Source organism: Luteibacter sp. UNCMF366Tsu5.1 (genome assembly GCF_900119235.1).
GTDB classification, from domain to species: domain Bacteria; phylum Pseudomonadota; class Gammaproteobacteria; order Xanthomonadales; family Rhodanobacteraceae; genus Luteibacter; species Luteibacter flocculans.
Genome location: NZ_FPIS01000003.1, coordinates 346,940 through 362,656, shown reverse-complemented (window position 1 = coordinate 362,656; position 15,717 = coordinate 346,940). Strand labels below are relative to the sequence as shown.

Below are 15,717 nucleotides of genomic sequence, written 5' to 3'. Positions count from 1 at the left end.
CTGGGCGTGACGCGGCTCACGCGCTGCGTGTAACGGCATGTAACGCGCAAGTATGTTGCTCTATCTTCGCCTCCCGGTCTGCCATTCGGGTAACCGGTGCGCCGACAGGATGAGGGCGCGGCCGCATGCACGCCGGAAGTGACGGCGGCGAAGCGCGAACCTGATGGGGAGCACGATGATTGACGAACTGACGAGCCGCCAGGAGGACGTGACGGTCCTGCGTGACACCGCGCGATCCCAGCGCGTGGTGATCGACGACCTCAACCACCGACTGAAGAACGTGCTCATGGTCGTGCAGGCCATGGCGCGACAGAGCTTCCGCGGCGACCGCCCGCTGGATTGCTCCATGACCGCCTTCGAATGCCGCCTGCGCGCTCTGGCCGCGGCGCACGATCTGCTGTTGAAGCGGACCACCCAGGCCGTGCCGTTGCGCGACGTCGTGGCGGCGACGCTCGCCCCTCACGACCCGGGGAACGGGCGGGTGTGCTTCAGCGGCCCGCGGCTGACCCTGGAGCGCGAAACCGCGCTGGCCGTGGCGATGGCGTTGCACGAACTGCTTACCAATGCCGCAAAGTACGGTGCGTTGTCCACGCCGTCCGGCCGCATCGCCATTACATGGCAGGTGCCGAGCGAGGCGACCGACAAGGTGTGGATCGAATGGAAGGAGCGCGGTGGCCCGCCCGTGACGGTGCCAGTCCACCGGGGCTTTGGCACCCGTTTCATCGAGCGCACGCTGGCTTGCCAGGCCGCCGGTGAGGCGGCCATCCGTTTCGAGCCGGATGGCGTGCGCGCCGTGTTCGAGGCGCCGACGCAACCTGACTGACGCCGGCCGCCCGCTGCATTGAAAAAATGTCGATCGCCCTTGTCGATCCGGGCAGGTCACAATCGACGTCTCCATGAAAGCCGGGGATCGCCTGGCTAAGGCAAGGAGACATCCAATGCGTTTCATGGTGATGGTGCGAGCGAACAAGACCTCCGAAGCCGGCGAGATGCCGAGCGAGGCGTTGCTCACGGCAATGGGCCATTACAACGAATCCCTGGTCCGCGCGGGCGTCCTGCTGGCGGCCGAGGGTCTTCACCCCAGCCGGGACGGCGCGCGCGTGCGCTTCTCGGGCGAACGTCGCGAGGTGATCGACGGCCCCTTTGCGGAAACCCGTGAACTCATCGCGGGTTTCTGGCTGATCCAGGTACGGTCGCTGGACGAGGCGATCGAATGGATGAAGCGCGCCCCCAATCCCTTCGAAGGCATCGAATCCGAGGTCGAGATCCGCCGCGTGTTCGAGGCCGAGGACTTTGGTACCGAATTCACCCCGGAAGCCCGCGCCCAGGAAGAACGCCTGCGCGCCGAGATCGCTTCCCGCACCTGACCCACGACCGACGGAGTCGTCATGAAGATCCAGCCCTATCTTTTCTTTCAAGGCAATTGCGAGGAAGCCTTCCGCTTCTACGAGACGGCACTCGGCGGAACGATTCGCGAGCTGCATCGATTCAAGGACATGCCACCGGGGGGCGAAGGCGGTATGCCGCCGGAGGCCATGGCTGCCATGGCCGAAAAAATCATGCACGTGAATCTCGCGGTAGGCGACCAGACGTTGATGGGCTCCGATGGCGCCGACGAGCCGGGTGTTCGCAACATCACCATCAGCCTCGGCGTCGACGACGTGGCACAGGGTCGCAAGGTATTCGACGCCCTGGCGGCCGGCGGCAACGTGAAGATGCCCTACGGCGAGACGTTCTGGGCCGCCGGTTTCGGCATGCTCACCGACAAGTTCGGCGTGCCCTGGATGGTCAACGCTGGCGACAAGCCCAGCCCTTGAGGAGCGAGCGATGCGATTTCTGATTCTGCGCAAGGCGTGCAGCGACAGCGAGGCGGGCGCGAAGCCCTCCCCTGAACTGATCGAAGCGATGGGTGAGTACATGGACACGCTCGCCGCGGAGGGCCGGCTTCTTGCCGGCGAAGGACTCAAGCCGAGCAGCCAGGGCGTGCGGGTAACGTTTGGCCCGGGTCGCAAGGCGATGGTCGAGCACGGCCCCTTTCCCGAGCGCGGCGAACTGATTGCCGGCTTCAGCATTATCGAGGCCGACTCGATGGAGGATGCGGTGGCCTGGGTGAAAGACTGGCCCAGCCAAGACGCCCAGGGCCACGCGGACATCGAACTCCGCCCGATCGGCTGCCCGGGTGGGCTGTCCGGCTTCGGCGATCCGAGCGAGGGCGACTCGCCCTCGCCGCGTTACATCGTGATGTTGAAATTGAACGAGCGCAGCGAAACCGACTGGAACCCCGGGGAGGAGATACTGGGCCGGATGATCGAAGCCAACCGCCAGGGCGAGGCGGCGGGCCTGCTCATCGCGGGGCACGGGCTGTCGTCCAGCCGCCACGCGAAACGCGTGCGCTTCGGCCACGGCAAGCCGGCCGTGATGGACGGCCCGTTCGCCGAGATCAAGGAGATGGTCGCTGGCTTCTGGGTGCTGCGCGCGAAGGACCTGGACGAAGTGATCGCCTGGACGGAGCGCTATCCGTTTCCGGATGGCGACGACGCGCGGCTCGAGATCCGCGAACTGTACCGTATGGAAGAGCTGCTGCCCGTCTCGTCGTAGCCCTCGGCAGCGCATGCCGCAACGCGGCTTGCCATGCCCAAGGGGTGGGTGGTGTCATGCATGGCGATGACCACGCATGACACTCATCGCGCCATCGACGCGATCTGGAAGATCGAGTCGCCGCGCCTTATCGCGACCGTCGCACGCATGGTGCGCGACCTGGACCTCGCCGAGGAGCTGGCGCAGGACGCGTTGGTCACGGCGCTCGAGCAATGGCCGCGCGACGGCGTACCGCGCAACCCCGGCGCCTGGCTCACGCAGACGGCAAAGCATCGTGCGGTCGATCGCATCCGCCGTGAACGCATGGCGGGGCGCAAGCTCGAAGCCTTGGGCAAGGACATGGAAGGGCTGCTCGAAGCGGACGACGATCGCTTGATCGATGCGCTCGACGACGACATCGGCGACGACATGCTCCGGCTGATCTTCACGGCGTGTCATCCCATGCTCTCGGTGGAAGCGCGCGTGGCATTGACCTTGCGGCTGCTGGGTGGCCTCACCACCGACGAGATTGCGCGCGCCTTCCTGGTTTCCGAAGCCACCGTGGCGCAGCGGATCGTACGTGCGAAACGCAGTCTCGCCGATGAAGCCGTGACCTACGACGTACCGCGCGGCGACGCCTTGAAAATGCGCTTGGCGTCCGTGTTGCGCGTGCTCTATCTCATCTTCAACGAAGGCTATGCGGCGACAGCAGGCAGTGACTGGATGCGCCCGGCATTGTGCGAGGAAGCGCAACGGCTGGGCCGCGTACTTGCGGAGCTGATGCCTGGCGAAGCGGAGGTCCACGGCCTGGTCGCGCTGATGGAAATCCAGGCATCGCGTCTGGGCGCGCGCACGGCCGCGGACGGCGAACCGATCCTTCTGCTCGACCAGGACCGGGCACGTTGGGACCGCCTGCTGATCGGCCGCGGCATCAAGGCGCTCGAGCGGGCCGAGCGCCTGGGCGGTGCACTCGGACCTTACACATTGCAGGCCGCCATCGCCGCGTGTCATGCGCGGGCGGCACGGCCGGACGACACCGACTGGCCGCGCATCGCCGACTTGTACGCCGCGCTGGTGGAGGTGCTGCCTTCGCCGGTCGTCGAACTCAATCGCGCGGTGGCGGTGTCGATGGCGGAAGGCCCCGATGCCGCACTGCCCATCGTGGAGGCGCTGCTCGACGAGCCCTCGCTGAAGGACTATCACCTGCTTCCGAGCGTGCATGGCGACCTGCTCTTTCGGTTGGGTCGCGCCGCCGATGCACGCCTCGCCTTCACCCGTGCCGCGGGCATGACGCGCAACGAGCGCGAACGCAACCTGCTGAAAGCGCGCGCCGAGGCTTGCGGCGCCCGCTAGCCAACCATCAGTGGGTGATGTCGATATTCACGTTGGTGCCGTCGGGCACGTCCTGGAGCTGCTGCAACACCGAACCGGTCAGTTCGAAGTGCTCCTTCGCCGGAACCGGGTTGAGATTTTCGACGGTGTATTCGCCTTCGGCAAACACCGGCAGGGTCACGTAGGTGTAGCACTCGCCGGGCGCACGCGTCTTGCCGGCCTCGATCAGGGCTTCCACCAGGCCCGGCAGCAGCCAGTCCTCGGCCACTTCCTCGCGGAGGAGGTTGTTGAAGCCCTCCACGCTTTCGGCCACGCGCTCGAGTTCCGCGGTGCCGGTGTTCAGCCAGAAAATGCCGCCTTCGTCCGCCTCGTAGAACATATCGCCGAAGGCGGTGAACACCAGCGGCGTGAAGGCGTCGCCGACGCGCCAGCGCCACGATTCGGCAAGCGCCTCGATGGCTTCCGCATCGGGCGTACAGGTGAGGTCGTTCCAGGAAAGGGCCATGAGAGGGGCCTGTCGTGCGGGGGATGATGCAGTTTAGTCGACCGCGCTGTTCACTGCCTGCACGAACGCCGCGCGCGCCCTGGCCTGCGCCTCGTCCGTGGCGACCGGCCACGCCGCGAGCTGCACGATCACGAGGTGCCGCCGCGGATCGACGTGGAGCAACTGGCCGAAGATGCCGATGCCCTCGAAGCTGCCGTCGTCGTAGGTCCACCATTGGTAGCCGTAGCCACGACCGGGCACGCCGATAGCCGAATGCGTGCGGGTCGCATCGGTCAGCCAGCCCTCGGCCAGTACCGGCTTGCCTGCCGCGATGCCACCGCCAAGCAGGAACTGACCGAAGCGCGCGTAATCCGCAAGGGTGGCGGAGACGCCGGAACCACCGGCTTCCGTACCGTCCACCTCGTCCTTCAACCAGAGCGCATCCGCGCCCATGCCATAGGGCTGCCAGATCTTTTCGGACAGGTATCGCGCGAGCGACTTGCCGGTAGCGCGTGTGACGAGGATGCCGATGAGATCGGTCTCGCCGGTCTTGTAGACCCAGCGCGTGCCCGGCGCGGTGTCGCTTGGCAGGCGGGCCATGTACGAAACCAGCAAGGGCACGCCGGGTTGGCGCGCACCCTCGTACATCATCGCCACGTCCGAGTGCGGGTCGCTGTAATCCTCGTTCCAGCGCACACCCGAACGCATTTCCAGGAGCTGACGAACGGTCACATCGCGGTAGGCACCCGCCGCGAGTTCGGGGATGTAACGCGTCACCGGATCGTCGAGCCCGTGAATCGCGCCATCGCGCAACGCAGCGCCGACGAGCGTGGAGGTAAACGACTTGGCGACCGAGAACGAGGTCCATCGCGTGGAGGGGTCTGCATCCAGACCATAGCGCTCCAGCCGGACGCGTCCGTCCTGCAGCACCATCACACCGGCCACGTGATGCTCGGTCATGTAGACATCGAGCGTTTTTCCGTCCGCGAAACGCGGTAACAATGGCTCGCCCGCCGGCAATGAGTGCGGCTGGCCGTGGTGAACGACGTTGCTCGCGTAGTGCGTCTGCATCGCACGGAACGCGGCCTCGCGCTGCGCCTGATTCCAGAACAGCACATCGGTGCGGCGTGCATGCGGCGTCGCGCAGGCGACGAGCAGCAGCACAGCCAGCGCCGTGCTGGCCCGCATGAGGCGCGCCATCATGATGATGCCCCGACGCGACGGCGCATCTCGAAGACGCCAAGCGCCAACGAGGCGACCGCGAGGGGCCCGAGACCATAGATCACGCGATAGGCCAACAGCGCGGCCAGAACCTGCGCGCGTTGCTCCTGAGGAAACGCGGCCAGCGTCAGCGCTTCGAAGGCACCGATGCCGCCCGGCGTGTTGCTCACGATGCCGGCGAGGATCGCGCCGACGTAGATGGGCGCGAAGTCGATGAAGCTGCCCGCCACGTCCGGCGGCAGCAGCAGGTACATGGCGCCGGTCGCGCCGATCATCTCCACGACGCCGATGACGATCTGCGCGCCAGCCGAGCGCGCCGATGGCACGGGCGTGCTGAATTTCCACACTTTCAGTTCGTCGTGCTTGCCCGCCAGCCAGCGCAGCAGGAGCACAAACAGAACGATGAGCACGATGCCGGGCCAACGCCCCCACCCCTGCGCGATCGACGGCTCCCAAAGCAGCGCGATGCAGGTGACGGCCGCGAAACCCATGCCCACCGCGAAGCCGACGAGGCCGACCACGCGCGCAACATCTGCTGCGCTGATGCCTTGCGTGGAGAGCACGCGGTAACGCAACGCCGTGCCGGTGATGGCATGAAAACCGAGGGCGTTGCAGATCGCATGGGTCGTGAAGCCGGAGAAGATCCGCATGCGCAGCGACACCTTGCCCGGCGCTACCGTGTCCACCGCGAAGACGTCGTAAGCCGTAAGACAGGCCCAGCTCACCAGGGTGGTCGCGATCGAACCCACCACGTGCCAGCGTGGGATGCGCTCGATGGCGTCGCGCACGTCGTGCCACGACATGCGTGCGATGTAACGGTGCAGCAGGAACGCCGCGCCAGCGACGATCGCCGCCGTCAGCAGATACTTCGCTGCCCTCGCCGCCATCGTTCTGGCGCCCGTCGTGTTCTGTACTTCCGTCACCGCTCGGCTCTGAATCGTGCGGGCCGTTGCCCGCGAACGGCGGGCATCATCCCACGACGACGCGGCTTCGGGGGTTCGATCGGGCGCATCTAGGGACACACCTTGCCGTCGCGCAACGCGATGGTGTGGCCCTCCAGCGCCTCGACGTCGGCAGGGTCATGGGTGATGACCAGCATGAGAAGGTCGAGGCGCTGCTGCAAGGCCAGCAGCTCGGAGCGCATGCGGCCGCGCAGCGCGGGGTCCAGCGCGGCGAAGGGTTCGTCGAGCAGTACCAGACGAGGCTCGGCCACGAGCGCACGCGCCACGGCCACCCGCTGGCGCTGGCCGCCCGAGATCCGCGACGGGTAGCTGTTCGCCACCCCGGCCAGGTCGAAGACGTCGAGCCAATGGCGAACGCGGTCGTCGTGCTCGCGACGTGAGGGATTGAACCAGCCGCGCACCAGCCCGAAGCCTATGTTCTGCGCCACCGTAAGGTGCGGGAACAGGGCGTAGTCCTGAAAGACGTAAGCGACGCCGCGCTCGCGGGCCGGGCGGTCCACGCCTGCCGCGCTGTCGAACAGCGTGCGGCCATCGACCCGTACGTGACCTGCGTCCGGCGACAGCAGGCCGGCGATGGCACGCAGCGTGAGACTCTTGCCGGCTCCCGACGGACCGAACAGCACGATGCGCCGATGCTCCGACGCGAAACGCACGTCGAGTTCGAACTGCCGCGCGTCGCCGCGAAGCGTCTTGCGGATGGCGATATCGACGCTCATGACCGCGTCCGTCGCAATGGATTGGGCGCCAGCCAACCGGCGAGCAACAGCGCAAGCACGCAGGTGACCGAGGTGACCGCGACCATGATGCCGGCCGTGCGATCGTCGCCGGCTTGCACGGCCGCGTAGATCGCCACCGACAAGGTTTGCGTGCGGCCCGGCAGGTTGCCCGCGATCATCAGCGTGGCGCCGAATTCACCCAGCGCACGCGCGAAGGCCAGCAAGGCGCCGGCCGTGATGCCGCGCGCGGCCAAGGGCAGCGACACACGAAAGAACACCGCCGCCTCGCGTAGTCCGAGCACGCGGGCGGCGTCTTCGAACTGTGGGTCCACCGCCTCGAATGCCGCACGCGCCGCCTTCTGCACGAGCGGAAACGCAACGAGCGTGGCCGCGATGACCGCGCCCTGCCATGTAAAGACCAGATGGATCCCCATCCCGTCGAGCCAGCGTCCGAGCATGCCGTGCCGGCCCAACAGCACGAGCAGGTAGTAGCCGAGCACGGTCGGCGGCAATACCAGCGGCAAGGTAAGCGCCGAGTCCACCATCTCGCGGGCGGGCGAGCGCCAACGCGACAGGCCGAATGCGACGGCCACACCGAGCACGAGGTTGATGACCGTAGCCCACAGAGCGACCTTCAGCGACAACGCGAGCGGTACCCAGATCGCTCCCACGTCGGTCACGGCGCCTGGAAGCCGAACCGGGCGAGGATCGCCCGGCCTTCCTCCGACTGCACGTAGGCGGTGAAACCGGCTGCGTCGCGCGCATGCGCCGAGCTGGCGACGACGGCGATGGGATAGGTCAAAGGCATGGGCGTCGGCACCACAGCGGCCACGTGCACGCGATCGCCGAGGATCGTCGCATCCGTCGCGAAGACGAAGCCGGCGTCCACTTCGCCACGGGAGACGTAATCCAGCGCCTGGCGCACGTTCTGCGCCAGCACGCCCTTGGCGGAAACGGCGTCCCACAGTCCCGCCTTTTCGAGCGCGGCCTTGGTGTAGCGGCCAGCGGGAACGGACGCCGGGTCACCATAGGCCACACGGGTGACATCGGGTTTCGCGAGATCGGCCGGCGCAGCGATGCGCAAGCGCGAGTCTTTCGGCACCACCAGCACCAACCGGTTACGGGCGAAATCGCGACGCGTCGAGGGATCGACCGCTTGGGCGGCCACCGCCTTGTCCATGGCGGTCTGGTCGGCGGAGGCGAACACATCGGCCGGCGCGCCGTTGGCGATCTGGCGGAGCAACACGTCGGAGGCGGCGAAATTCAGCACCACGTGCGTCTCGGGGTGCTTTGCCTCATAGGCCTTGCCCACGGCCTGGAAGGCATCGGTGAGACTTGCGGCCGCCGAGACGACCAGATCGGCGGCACCGGCGGCGCCCGGGCCGGCGAGAAGAAGCAGCGCGACGAACGCACGGAGGCGCATGGAAAATTCCCGAGATGGCATTCCGCAATATAGGAAGCGCCGCGCGGGGCGGTCAATGACGGGACGGGCGCGAACGCACGCAGGAATCGCCAATCCAGCCGCCTCGTCCGGTGGCAGCGTGGCGGGCACACGGAGGGAAATGGAAACGCATGAAACACGCCTTGTGCATCATCGGGGGGCTGCTGGTGCTCGGCACACTGGCCGTGCTGCTGGTTTTCTGGCTCGATCGCACCGAGACGACCACCGACGCGTACGTGACCGGTCGCATTCATCCCGTGGCGCCACGCGTCACCGGGACGGTGCTGGCGCTGCACGTGAACGACAACCAGCACGTGAAGGCGGGCGACGTGCTGCTCGAACTGGATACGCGCGACTTCGACGTCCGCGTGGAACAGGCACGGGCCGAGATCGCCCGAGCCAACGCGCAGATCGCGAGCGCGGAGGCGCAGATCGCAGAAGCGTCCGCGGCCATCGTCGCGGCAGAGGCCACGGTTCGGAAGACGGCACTCGATCTGCGTCGGGCTGGCGAGCTGGTCGGCGAAACGCCGCGCGGCATCTCGCAGCAGGAGTACGACGCCGCGAAGGCGGCAGCGGATTCAGCGGTCGCAAACCGCGCCAGCGCGGGCGCCCGCAAAGTCGCCGCCGAGGCGGCGCGGGAGTCGGCACGCGCGCAGGTCGCCACCGGCGAAGCGGCACTGCACGATGCGCTGCTGGCGTATGGCTACACCCGCGTGGTCGCTCCTGTCAGCGGCTACGTCGGACGACGCACCGTGGAAGTGGGCGCGCGCGTAAACGCCGGGCAGACCCTCCTTTCCATCGTGTCCGACGAGGTCTGGGTCGTGGCGAACTTCAAGGAAACGCAGTTGCCGGGCATCCGCCGCGGCACGCCGGCCCGGATGACCGTCGACGCGATTCCCGGCGCGCGTTTCGTCGGTCGCGTGGACAGCTTCTCGCCAGCGTCCGGCTCGCAGTTCGCCTTGCTGCCACCCGACAACGCCACCGGCAACTTCACGAAGGTGGTGCAGCGCGTGCCGGTGAAGATCCTGTTTTCGGCCGACGATCTGCATCGTTACCGCGAGCGGCTGACGCCGGGGCTCTCCACGATCGTGAAGATTCATGCCGACACGGCGGACGCGCCATGAGCGCACGTCCTCTCGTGCTGGCCACGCTGTTGGCCTGTCTCGGCGGTTGCGTGGTCGGCCCGGATTACCAGCGGCCCGCGTCGGAAGCCCCCGGGGCGTGGCGCGACGCGCCAACGACCGATGCGACCACACTTCCCGATCGATGGTGGACGCTGTTCGGCGACGATGAACTCGATCGCCACGTGCAGGCGACGCTGGCAGCGAACCAGGATCTCGCAGCCGCCCTGGCGCGCTACGACCGCAGCCGCGCTTTGCTCGGCGTAGCGCGCGCGGACGAGTTTCCAGACGTATCGCTCGACCCCGCCTATGCGCGTGCGCGCACCTCCGGCACCGTGGCCAATCGCCTGCCCCAGCTCGAAACGACGTTGGGGCGCGTGCCGGTGGACGTAGCGTACGAAGTGGACCTGTGGGGACGCGTGCGACGCAGCGTCGAAGCCGCCGGTGCCGACGTCCAGGGCGGTGTCGATACGGTCGCCGCGATGCGCTTGAGCCTTGCCGCCGCAACGGTCTCGAACTATCTCTCCCTGCGCAGCACCGACCGCGACATCGATGTGCTCGCCAGCACGGTGAGCCTGCGTGAAGACGCGCTGCGGCTGGCCGAAAGGCGCGCGCATGCAGGCGTGGTGGGCGACCTTGATGTGCTGCGCGCCCGCGCCGACCTCACCCAGACCGAGGCCGATCTTGCCGACGCGCACCGCCGTCGCGACAACCTCGAACACGCGCTCGCGGTGCTGGAGGCACGCAACGCCCCTGAGTTCACCATCGCACCGCGCGCGTGGACGCCCACGGTGCCCGTCGTACCGGCCGGCCTGCCGTCGACGCTGCTCGAGCGGCGCCCCGACCTTGCCGCTGACGAACGCGCGCTGGCCGCAGCGAGCGCGCGGATCGGCGTCGCGCGAGCCGCTTTCTTTCCGCAGGTGCGGCTTACCGCGTCGGCGGGCGTCGCGAGCGATGGCCTCGGCGAACTGACAGCCACCGACAGCCGTGCGTGGTCGATCGGCCCGTCCGTTCACGTGCCGATCTTCGAAGGCGGACGCAACCGCGCGCGCCTGCAGGCTGCACAAGCCGACTTCGAGGGCGCGCTGGCGAACTGGCGGCAAGGGGGCATCGTCGCCTTCCGCGAAGTGCAGGATGCGCTGGCCGACACACGCTGGCTGCGCGAACGCGGTGAGGCGCTCGATGCGACTGTCGACGCCGCCACCGCCGCGGCGCGCGTGTCGCGCTCGCGTTACGACCGCGGGCTGGCCGGGTATTTCGAGGTCGTCGATTCGGAACGCCAGGCTCTCGCCAGTCGCCGCGCGGCGATCCAGAACGACCAACAACGCCTGCTCGCCGCGGTCGCCTTGATCAAGGCGCTCGGCGGCGGCTGGTCGCCATCGGCATCGGTGCCGCGGCAGCCACTGGCAGCGGCCGAGGCTCGCCCTTGAACGCGACCGCCACGGCCGTGGCCGCCCCTGCGCCGCCGGCTTCGCTGCCGTGGCTGGGCATCGTGGCCGTGTTGATCGGCGCGGTCGCGACGACGCTGACCTCGCGATTGACGTCCATCGGTCTCGCCGACGTGCGCGGCGCCATCGGCGCCGGGTTCGACGAGGGGGCCTGGATTCCCACCGCGTTTTCCGCCGCGCAGATGATGATCGGTCCGCTCGCGATCTTCCTGGGCCGCGCGTTCTCGCCGCGGCGTGTGCTGCTGGCCGGTTGCGTGGTCTACGGCCTCGCCGAGTTCCTCATTCCGTTCGCGCCGGACCTGCACATCATGATCGCCTTGCAGGTGCTCGCGGGACTGGGCTCGGGCACCTTCATCCCGCTCACCGCCTCGTTCATCCTGCTCAGCCTGCCGCGCGCGCTGTGGCCGTGGGGGCTCGCGGCCTACGCCATGAACATCATTCTCGGGCTCAACGTCGCGTCGTCGCTCGAAGGCTGGTACGTGGAGCACGTGACCTGGCACTGGATCTTCTGGCAGAACACGCTCGTGGCTGCGCCGTTGTTCGTGCTGTACTGGTTTGGCCTGCGCCGCCTCCCCATCGATCGCGAGTACCTGCGCGGCGGCGACTTTCGCGGCATGTTCGTCGGCGCGTCGGGCTTCACCCTGGTCTTCATCGCACTCGATCAAGGGGACCGGCTGGATTGGTTTTCCTCCACGCTCGTGGTGACGCTGCTCGCCCTCGGCCTGATCGCACTGGGCCTGTTCCTGTTGCACGAATCGACCCTGGAAACGCCCAGCGTCGATTTCGGACTGCTCGTGCGCCGCAACGTGTTCGTGTTGATCGTGCTGGTGCTGGCGACGCGCTTCCTGGTGACGTCGAGCAACACGCTCGTGGCGAACTACCTGATCCAGGTGCGCGGCTTGCGCCCGCTTGAAGTAGGTACTGCGTTGCTCTGGGTAGCCTTGCCGCAACTGGTGATCGCACCGACGGTCGCCTGGCTGTTGAACCGCATCGACGCACGCTTCGCCATCGGTACCGGGCTCACGATCGCCACCGCCGGCTTCCTTCTGGGCACCGGTATCACGTCGCAATGGGCGGAAGGCAACTTCAGCGTGGCCCTGTTGCTGCAAGCGGTGGGAGAAACCCTGGAACTCACCGCCGTGATCTATTTCTTCGGTCACCACGTGGGACCGGCCGACGGCATCACCTTCGGCGCGATCATCCAGACCGCGCGGCTGTTCGGCGGCGAACTCGGTACCTCCGTCCTCATCATGTTCACACGCAAGGCCGAGCAGTGGCATTCGAACCTGATCGGACAGCACGTCTTCACCGGCGATCCGGCGACGATGGAGCGCATTGCCGCGTACGCGCGCGCCGTGGGCAGCACCGCCCAGGGCAGCGGCGACGCCGAGGCGCGTGGGGCAAGCTTGCTCGCGGCGGCGATACGCGCCCAGGCGTATACCTTGTCGATCCTCGATGGCTTTTTGCTCGCCTCCTGCGTCGGCGTGCTCGGCGTCGGTCTGGTGCTGCTGCTTCGCGAACCGCCGGTCATCGCGACGCCGGCCGCCGTGCCGCCGCTCCCAGCGGCGAAATGACGGGGCCACCCTTGATCGTCGCGACACCGTGTCGCATGGGTTTCACGCCCACCCGCGCACCGTGCGATGATCCCTGGACCCACGTCCAGGGTTAAGCGGAGAGGGATCAGCGTGCGCCGAGGGGCAGCGAACAAGCGATGGTGGGCATGGATGGCGCTGGTCGCCGTCTGGCTCACCGTGCTCGCGCCGACCACCTCGCGGACGCTCGCCGCCCTGGCGGTACCGGACCATCCGCCCGGCTGCGAAGCGATGGCCGAAGGCCACCACCACGAGGGGCATCAGGACAACGCGGCGCACCTCACCCATGACGATGAGGCGTGCGGCTACTGCACGCTGTTCGCGCAGCAGCCCGCCGTGGGCGGCACGTTCTTCATGGGCAGCGTGCTACCCATGGCGGCGCCGGTTCCCGTTGCACGGCTCGCCATCGATGCCCGCCCTGCCCGGCCCATCACCCACGCTCCCGCCCGAGGTCCACCGTCCGTCGCGTACGCCTGATCGCTCCGATCCGCACACGACAATGGAACCTCCGTCATGCTCCTACTCGATTCCCGTGGGCGCGTTCTCGCGCGCGCCATCGCCTGCGCCCTGGGCGCGTCCTGTCTTTCCGTGCACGCCAGCGACAGCGGTGGCGACACGCAGCGCGCCACGACATTGCGCGAAGTGAAGGTGACAGCCGCGCGCCAGGCCAGCCAGCTCGATCCCGACCTGCCGGCGGCGGTGGAAACCGTCAGCGCCACCCAGTTGCAACACCTCAATGTGGTCAACACCGAGGATGCCTTGAAGTACCTGCCGGCCTTCGGCATCCGCAAGCGCTTCATCGGCGACGAAAACGCCACCTTCTCCGTGCGCGGCACCAGCAATCAGCAGAGCGCCCGTGGCCTCGTCTACCTCGATGGGCTGCTGCTTTCCAACCTGCTCGGCAACAACTGGTCGAACCCGCCCCGTTGGTCGATGGCGTTTCCCGAAAACCTGGCGCGGGTCGAGGTGATCTACGGTGCCTACTCCGCGCTCTATCCGGGCAACGCCATCGGAGCCACCGTGCTGATGACCACGCGCATGCCCGACACGCTGGAGTTCAATGCCACCGCGCAGGCGTTCACGCAGCACGTGGACACCTACGGCGTGGATCGCAACTTCGGCGGTAGCCGGCAAAGCGCAACGATCGGCGATCGCTCGGGACGCTTCGCCTTTCTTCTCGGTGTAAGCCATCTGCAAGCCAACGGCCAGCCGCTGGTCTATGCGACGCAGAGCATCGCGCCACGTGTCGGCTCGGTGAATCCGGCGACGGGCGCGGTCGCCGATACCGGGGCCAACGGCCTGCCTCGACAAGTCATCGGCATCAACAGCGAAGGACAGGAAGCGACCCGGCAGGACGAGGCCCACCTCCGCCTCACCTACGACTTCACGCCCGAACTGACCGGCGCGGTGACGGCGGGATACTGGAAGCAGAACCTGTCCCATCGCACCGACACCTTCCTGCGCGATGCCGCCGGCCAGCCGGTGTGGTCGGGCCCGGTATCCATCGACGGTCGCCAATACACGTTGCCTGCCAACTTCTTCGCGCCGAGCACCCGACAGAGCCGCAATTATCTCTACGGCGTCTCGTTGGGCACCCATCGCGAGAGCGGATGGAACGTGACGGCGGACGCGTCGTACTTCGACATGGACCGCAACCGCGATCGCACGGCGGCGATCGTGAGCGACGACGGTGCCGGACTTCTGACCGCAGGCGACGGCAGCCGCTGGCGTACGTTCGACCTCCGCGCCACGCACACGCCGGACAGTGTGTTGCCGAACACCCATACGATCAGCCTCGGCTACCACTTCGACGGATACCGTCTCGACAACGCGAGCTATGCGCTGGATCGCTGGCGTAACGGTAGTGCAGGCGCTCTGACGGCAGCAAATGGCGGCAGCACGCAGACGCAGGCGCTGTATCTGCAGGACGCGTGGCAGCTGGCTGAGCACTGGCGCCTGACCGTCGGGGCGCGCTACGAGCAATGGCGTGCCTTCGGTGGCTCACGCTCGACGGCGAACGCGACCGTGGCCTATCCCGAGCGCAAGGAATCGCATACGTCGCCCAAGGCGTCGCTTGCGTGGAGCGTCAGCGATACCGTGCTGCTGCGCTTGTCGGGCGCACGGGCCTATCGCTTTCCTACGGTGAACGAACTCTTCCAGGGCACGTTCAACGGCATTTCCCTGGTGAACAACGATCCGTCGCTTAAACCCGAGAACGATCTGTCTCGCGAGCTTTCCGCCGAGTGGTACCGCCCCAATGGCGTTGCGCGTTTCACGCTGTTCCGCAGCGATACGCGCAATACCTTGTTCAGCCAGACCGACACCACGGTGTTTCCCAACGTCACCAACGTGCAGAACGTAGGGCTGGTGCGCACACGCGGCGCGGAGGCCAGCTACGACGGTCGCGACGTGATCGTGGAAGGCATCGACCTCACTGCGAACGTGGCCTATACCCAGGCAACGACGGTACACAATGTGCGCAACCCCGCGTCGGAGGGCAAGCAGTTCTACCGCATACCTCGTTGGCGAGCGAACGTGGTCGCCACGTGGCGGGCGACGGAGCGGCTGGCGCTGACGCTCGCCGGACGCTACTCGGGCAGGCAATACAACACGCTCGACCACAGCGACATAAATCCGGACACCTTCGGCGGTGCCAGCGACTTCCTGACCTTCGATACGAAGGTGTCGTGGAAAGCCAGCGACCACGTCGATCTGGGTGTGGGCGTGGACAACCTGACCAATCGTCGCTACTACGTTTATTACCCGTATCCGTCGCGCACCTGGCTGGTCGAGGCCAAGTTCCACCTTTAACGCTCCTGCACA

At 67.3% G+C, this 15,717-nt stretch carries 16 protein-coding genes; 10 read left to right on the top strand and 6 right to left on the bottom strand.

Annotation, left to right across the window (positions count from 1 at the left end; translation table 11 throughout):
- Window positions 1-175: 175 nt before the first annotated feature.
- From BT115_RS15375 to BT115_RS15355, 5 genes are all read left to right on the top strand, one after another.
- On the top strand, window positions 176-823 hold the full coding sequence (locus tag BT115_RS15375; RefSeq protein ID WP_072323493.1) for a sensor histidine kinase: 648 nt from the start codon (window positions 176-178) through the stop codon (window positions 821-823).
- Window positions 824-938: 115 nt separating this feature from the next.
- Window positions 939-1,367 (top strand): YciI family protein, encoded by a 429-nt coding sequence (locus tag BT115_RS15370; protein WP_072323492.1) that lies wholly within the window; start codon window positions 939-941, stop codon window positions 1,365-1,367.
- 21 nt (window positions 1,368-1,388) lie between these two features.
- Window positions 1,389-1,817: a VOC family protein gene (locus BT115_RS15365; RefSeq protein WP_072323491.1), complete on the top strand. Its 429-nt coding sequence runs from the start codon at window positions 1,389-1,391 to the stop codon at window positions 1,815-1,817.
- A gap of 10 nt (window positions 1,818-1,827) precedes the next feature.
- Window positions 1,828-2,598: a YciI family protein gene (locus BT115_RS15360; RefSeq protein ID WP_072323490.1), complete on the top strand. Its 771-nt coding sequence runs from the start codon at window positions 1,828-1,830 to the stop codon at window positions 2,596-2,598.
- A gap of 66 nt (window positions 2,599-2,664) precedes the next feature.
- Window positions 2,665-3,930: an RNA polymerase sigma factor gene (locus BT115_RS15355; RefSeq protein ID WP_072323680.1), complete on the top strand. Its 1,266-nt coding sequence runs from the start codon at window positions 2,665-2,667 to the stop codon at window positions 3,928-3,930.
- Between the two features lie 7 nt (window positions 3,931-3,937).
- Here BT115_RS15355 and BT115_RS15350 read toward each other — a convergent pair whose 3' ends face one another.
- The 6 genes from BT115_RS15350 to modA form a co-directional block, all read right to left on the bottom strand.
- Window positions 3,938-4,414: a T6SS immunity protein Tdi1 domain-containing protein gene (locus BT115_RS15350; protein ID WP_072323489.1), complete on the bottom strand. Its 477-nt coding sequence runs from the start codon at window positions 4,412-4,414 to the stop codon at window positions 3,938-3,940.
- Between the two features lie 33 nt (window positions 4,415-4,447).
- Window positions 4,448-5,581 (bottom strand): serine hydrolase domain-containing protein, encoded by a 1,134-nt coding sequence (locus tag BT115_RS15345; RefSeq protein ID WP_072323679.1) that lies wholly within the window; start codon window positions 5,579-5,581, stop codon window positions 4,448-4,450.
- An 11-nt stretch (window positions 5,582-5,592) separates the two neighbouring features.
- Entirely contained in the window at window positions 5,593-6,537 is a 945-nt protein-coding gene (locus tag BT115_RS15340; RefSeq protein WP_143144589.1) for a lysylphosphatidylglycerol synthase transmembrane domain-containing protein, read from the bottom strand.
- An 89-nt stretch (window positions 6,538-6,626) separates the two neighbouring features.
- Window positions 6,627-7,292 carry an ABC transporter ATP-binding protein gene (locus tag BT115_RS15335; RefSeq protein ID WP_072323487.1) on the bottom strand — a complete coding sequence of 222 codons (666 nt, stop codon included), beginning with the start codon at window positions 7,290-7,292 and terminating at the stop codon, window positions 6,627-6,629.
- Window positions 7,289-7,963, bottom strand: a complete 675-nt coding sequence (gene modB, locus BT115_RS15330; RefSeq protein ID WP_072323678.1) for a molybdate ABC transporter permease subunit — start codon at window positions 7,961-7,963, stop codon at window positions 7,289-7,291. Before modB ends, BT115_RS15335 begins: the two co-directional genes overlap by 4 nt.
- Window positions 7,964-7,968: 5 nt before the next feature.
- On the bottom strand, window positions 7,969-8,715 hold the full coding sequence (modA, locus tag BT115_RS15325) for a molybdate ABC transporter substrate-binding protein (RefSeq protein ID WP_218184768.1): 747 nt from the start codon (window positions 8,713-8,715) through the stop codon (window positions 7,969-7,971).
- Between the two features lie 149 nt (window positions 8,716-8,864).
- Here modA and BT115_RS15320 point away from each other — a divergent pair, with 149 nt between their 5' ends.
- The 5 genes from BT115_RS15320 to BT115_RS15300 all read left to right on the top strand — a co-directional run bounded on the left by BT115_RS15320 (window position 8,865) and on the right by BT115_RS15300 (window position 15,705).
- On the top strand, window positions 8,865-9,857 hold the full coding sequence (locus BT115_RS15320; RefSeq protein WP_072323485.1) for an HlyD family secretion protein: 993 nt from the start codon (window positions 8,865-8,867) through the stop codon (window positions 9,855-9,857).
- The gene (locus BT115_RS15315; RefSeq protein WP_072323484.1) at window positions 9,854-11,284 is read left to right on the top strand and encodes an efflux transporter outer membrane subunit; all 1,431 of its coding nucleotides are present in this window, start codon (window positions 9,854-9,856) and stop codon (window positions 11,282-11,284) included. The genes BT115_RS15320 and BT115_RS15315 overlap by 4 nt, the downstream gene beginning before the upstream one ends.
- Window positions 11,281-12,876 carry an MFS transporter gene (locus tag BT115_RS15310; RefSeq protein ID WP_072323483.1) on the top strand — a complete coding sequence of 532 codons (1,596 nt, stop codon included), beginning with the start codon at window positions 11,281-11,283 and terminating at the stop codon, window positions 12,874-12,876. The genes BT115_RS15315 and BT115_RS15310 overlap by 4 nt, the downstream gene beginning before the upstream one ends.
- 111 nt (window positions 12,877-12,987) lie before the next feature.
- Entirely contained in the window at window positions 12,988-13,371 is a 384-nt protein-coding gene (locus tag BT115_RS15305) for a DUF2946 domain-containing protein (RefSeq protein ID WP_177257429.1), read from the top strand.
- A 36-nt stretch (window positions 13,372-13,407) separates the two neighbouring features.
- Complete coding sequence (locus BT115_RS15300) at window positions 13,408-15,705, top strand: TonB-dependent receptor (RefSeq protein ID WP_083527511.1); 2,298 nt, start codon at window positions 13,408-13,410, stop codon at window positions 15,703-15,705.
- Window positions 15,706-15,717 lie beyond the last annotated feature (12 nt).

What these genes read in the sequence shown, in the direction of transcription:
- BT115_RS15355 (WP_072323680.1), top strand. Translation starts at nt 2,665, where the DNA reads ATGACCACGCATGACACTCATCGCGCCATCGACGCGATCTGGAAGATC.
- BT115_RS15350 (WP_072323489.1), bottom strand. Translation starts at nt 4,414, where the DNA reads ATGGCCCTTTCCTGGAACGACCTCACCTGTACGCCCGATGCGGAAGCC.
- BT115_RS15365 (WP_072323491.1), top strand. Translation starts at nt 1,389, where the DNA reads ATGAAGATCCAGCCCTATCTTTTCTTTCAAGGCAATTGCGAGGAAGCC.
- BT115_RS15345 (WP_072323679.1), bottom strand. Translation starts at nt 5,581, where the DNA reads ATGCGGGCCAGCACGGCGCTGGCTGTGCTGCTGCTCGTCGCCTGCGCG.
- BT115_RS15315 (WP_072323484.1), top strand. Translation starts at nt 9,854, where the DNA reads ATGAGCGCACGTCCTCTCGTGCTGGCCACGCTGTTGGCCTGTCTCGGC.
- BT115_RS15320 (WP_072323485.1), top strand. Translation starts at nt 8,865, where the DNA reads ATGAAACACGCCTTGTGCATCATCGGGGGGCTGCTGGTGCTCGGCACA.
- BT115_RS15360 (WP_072323490.1), top strand. Translation starts at nt 1,828, where the DNA reads ATGCGATTTCTGATTCTGCGCAAGGCGTGCAGCGACAGCGAGGCGGGC.
- BT115_RS15335 (WP_072323487.1), bottom strand. Translation starts at nt 7,292, where the DNA reads ATGAGCGTCGATATCGCCATCCGCAAGACGCTTCGCGGCGACGCGCGG.
- BT115_RS15370 (WP_072323492.1), top strand. Translation starts at nt 939, where the DNA reads ATGCGTTTCATGGTGATGGTGCGAGCGAACAAGACCTCCGAAGCCGGC.
- modA (WP_218184768.1), bottom strand. Translation starts at nt 8,715, where the DNA reads ATGCGCCTCCGTGCGTTCGTCGCGCTGCTTCTTCTCGCCGGCCCGGGC.
- BT115_RS15300 (WP_083527511.1), top strand. Translation starts at nt 13,408, where the DNA reads ATGCTCCTACTCGATTCCCGTGGGCGCGTTCTCGCGCGCGCCATCGCC.
- BT115_RS15375 (WP_072323493.1), top strand. Translation starts at nt 176, where the DNA reads ATGATTGACGAACTGACGAGCCGCCAGGAGGACGTGACGGTCCTGCGT.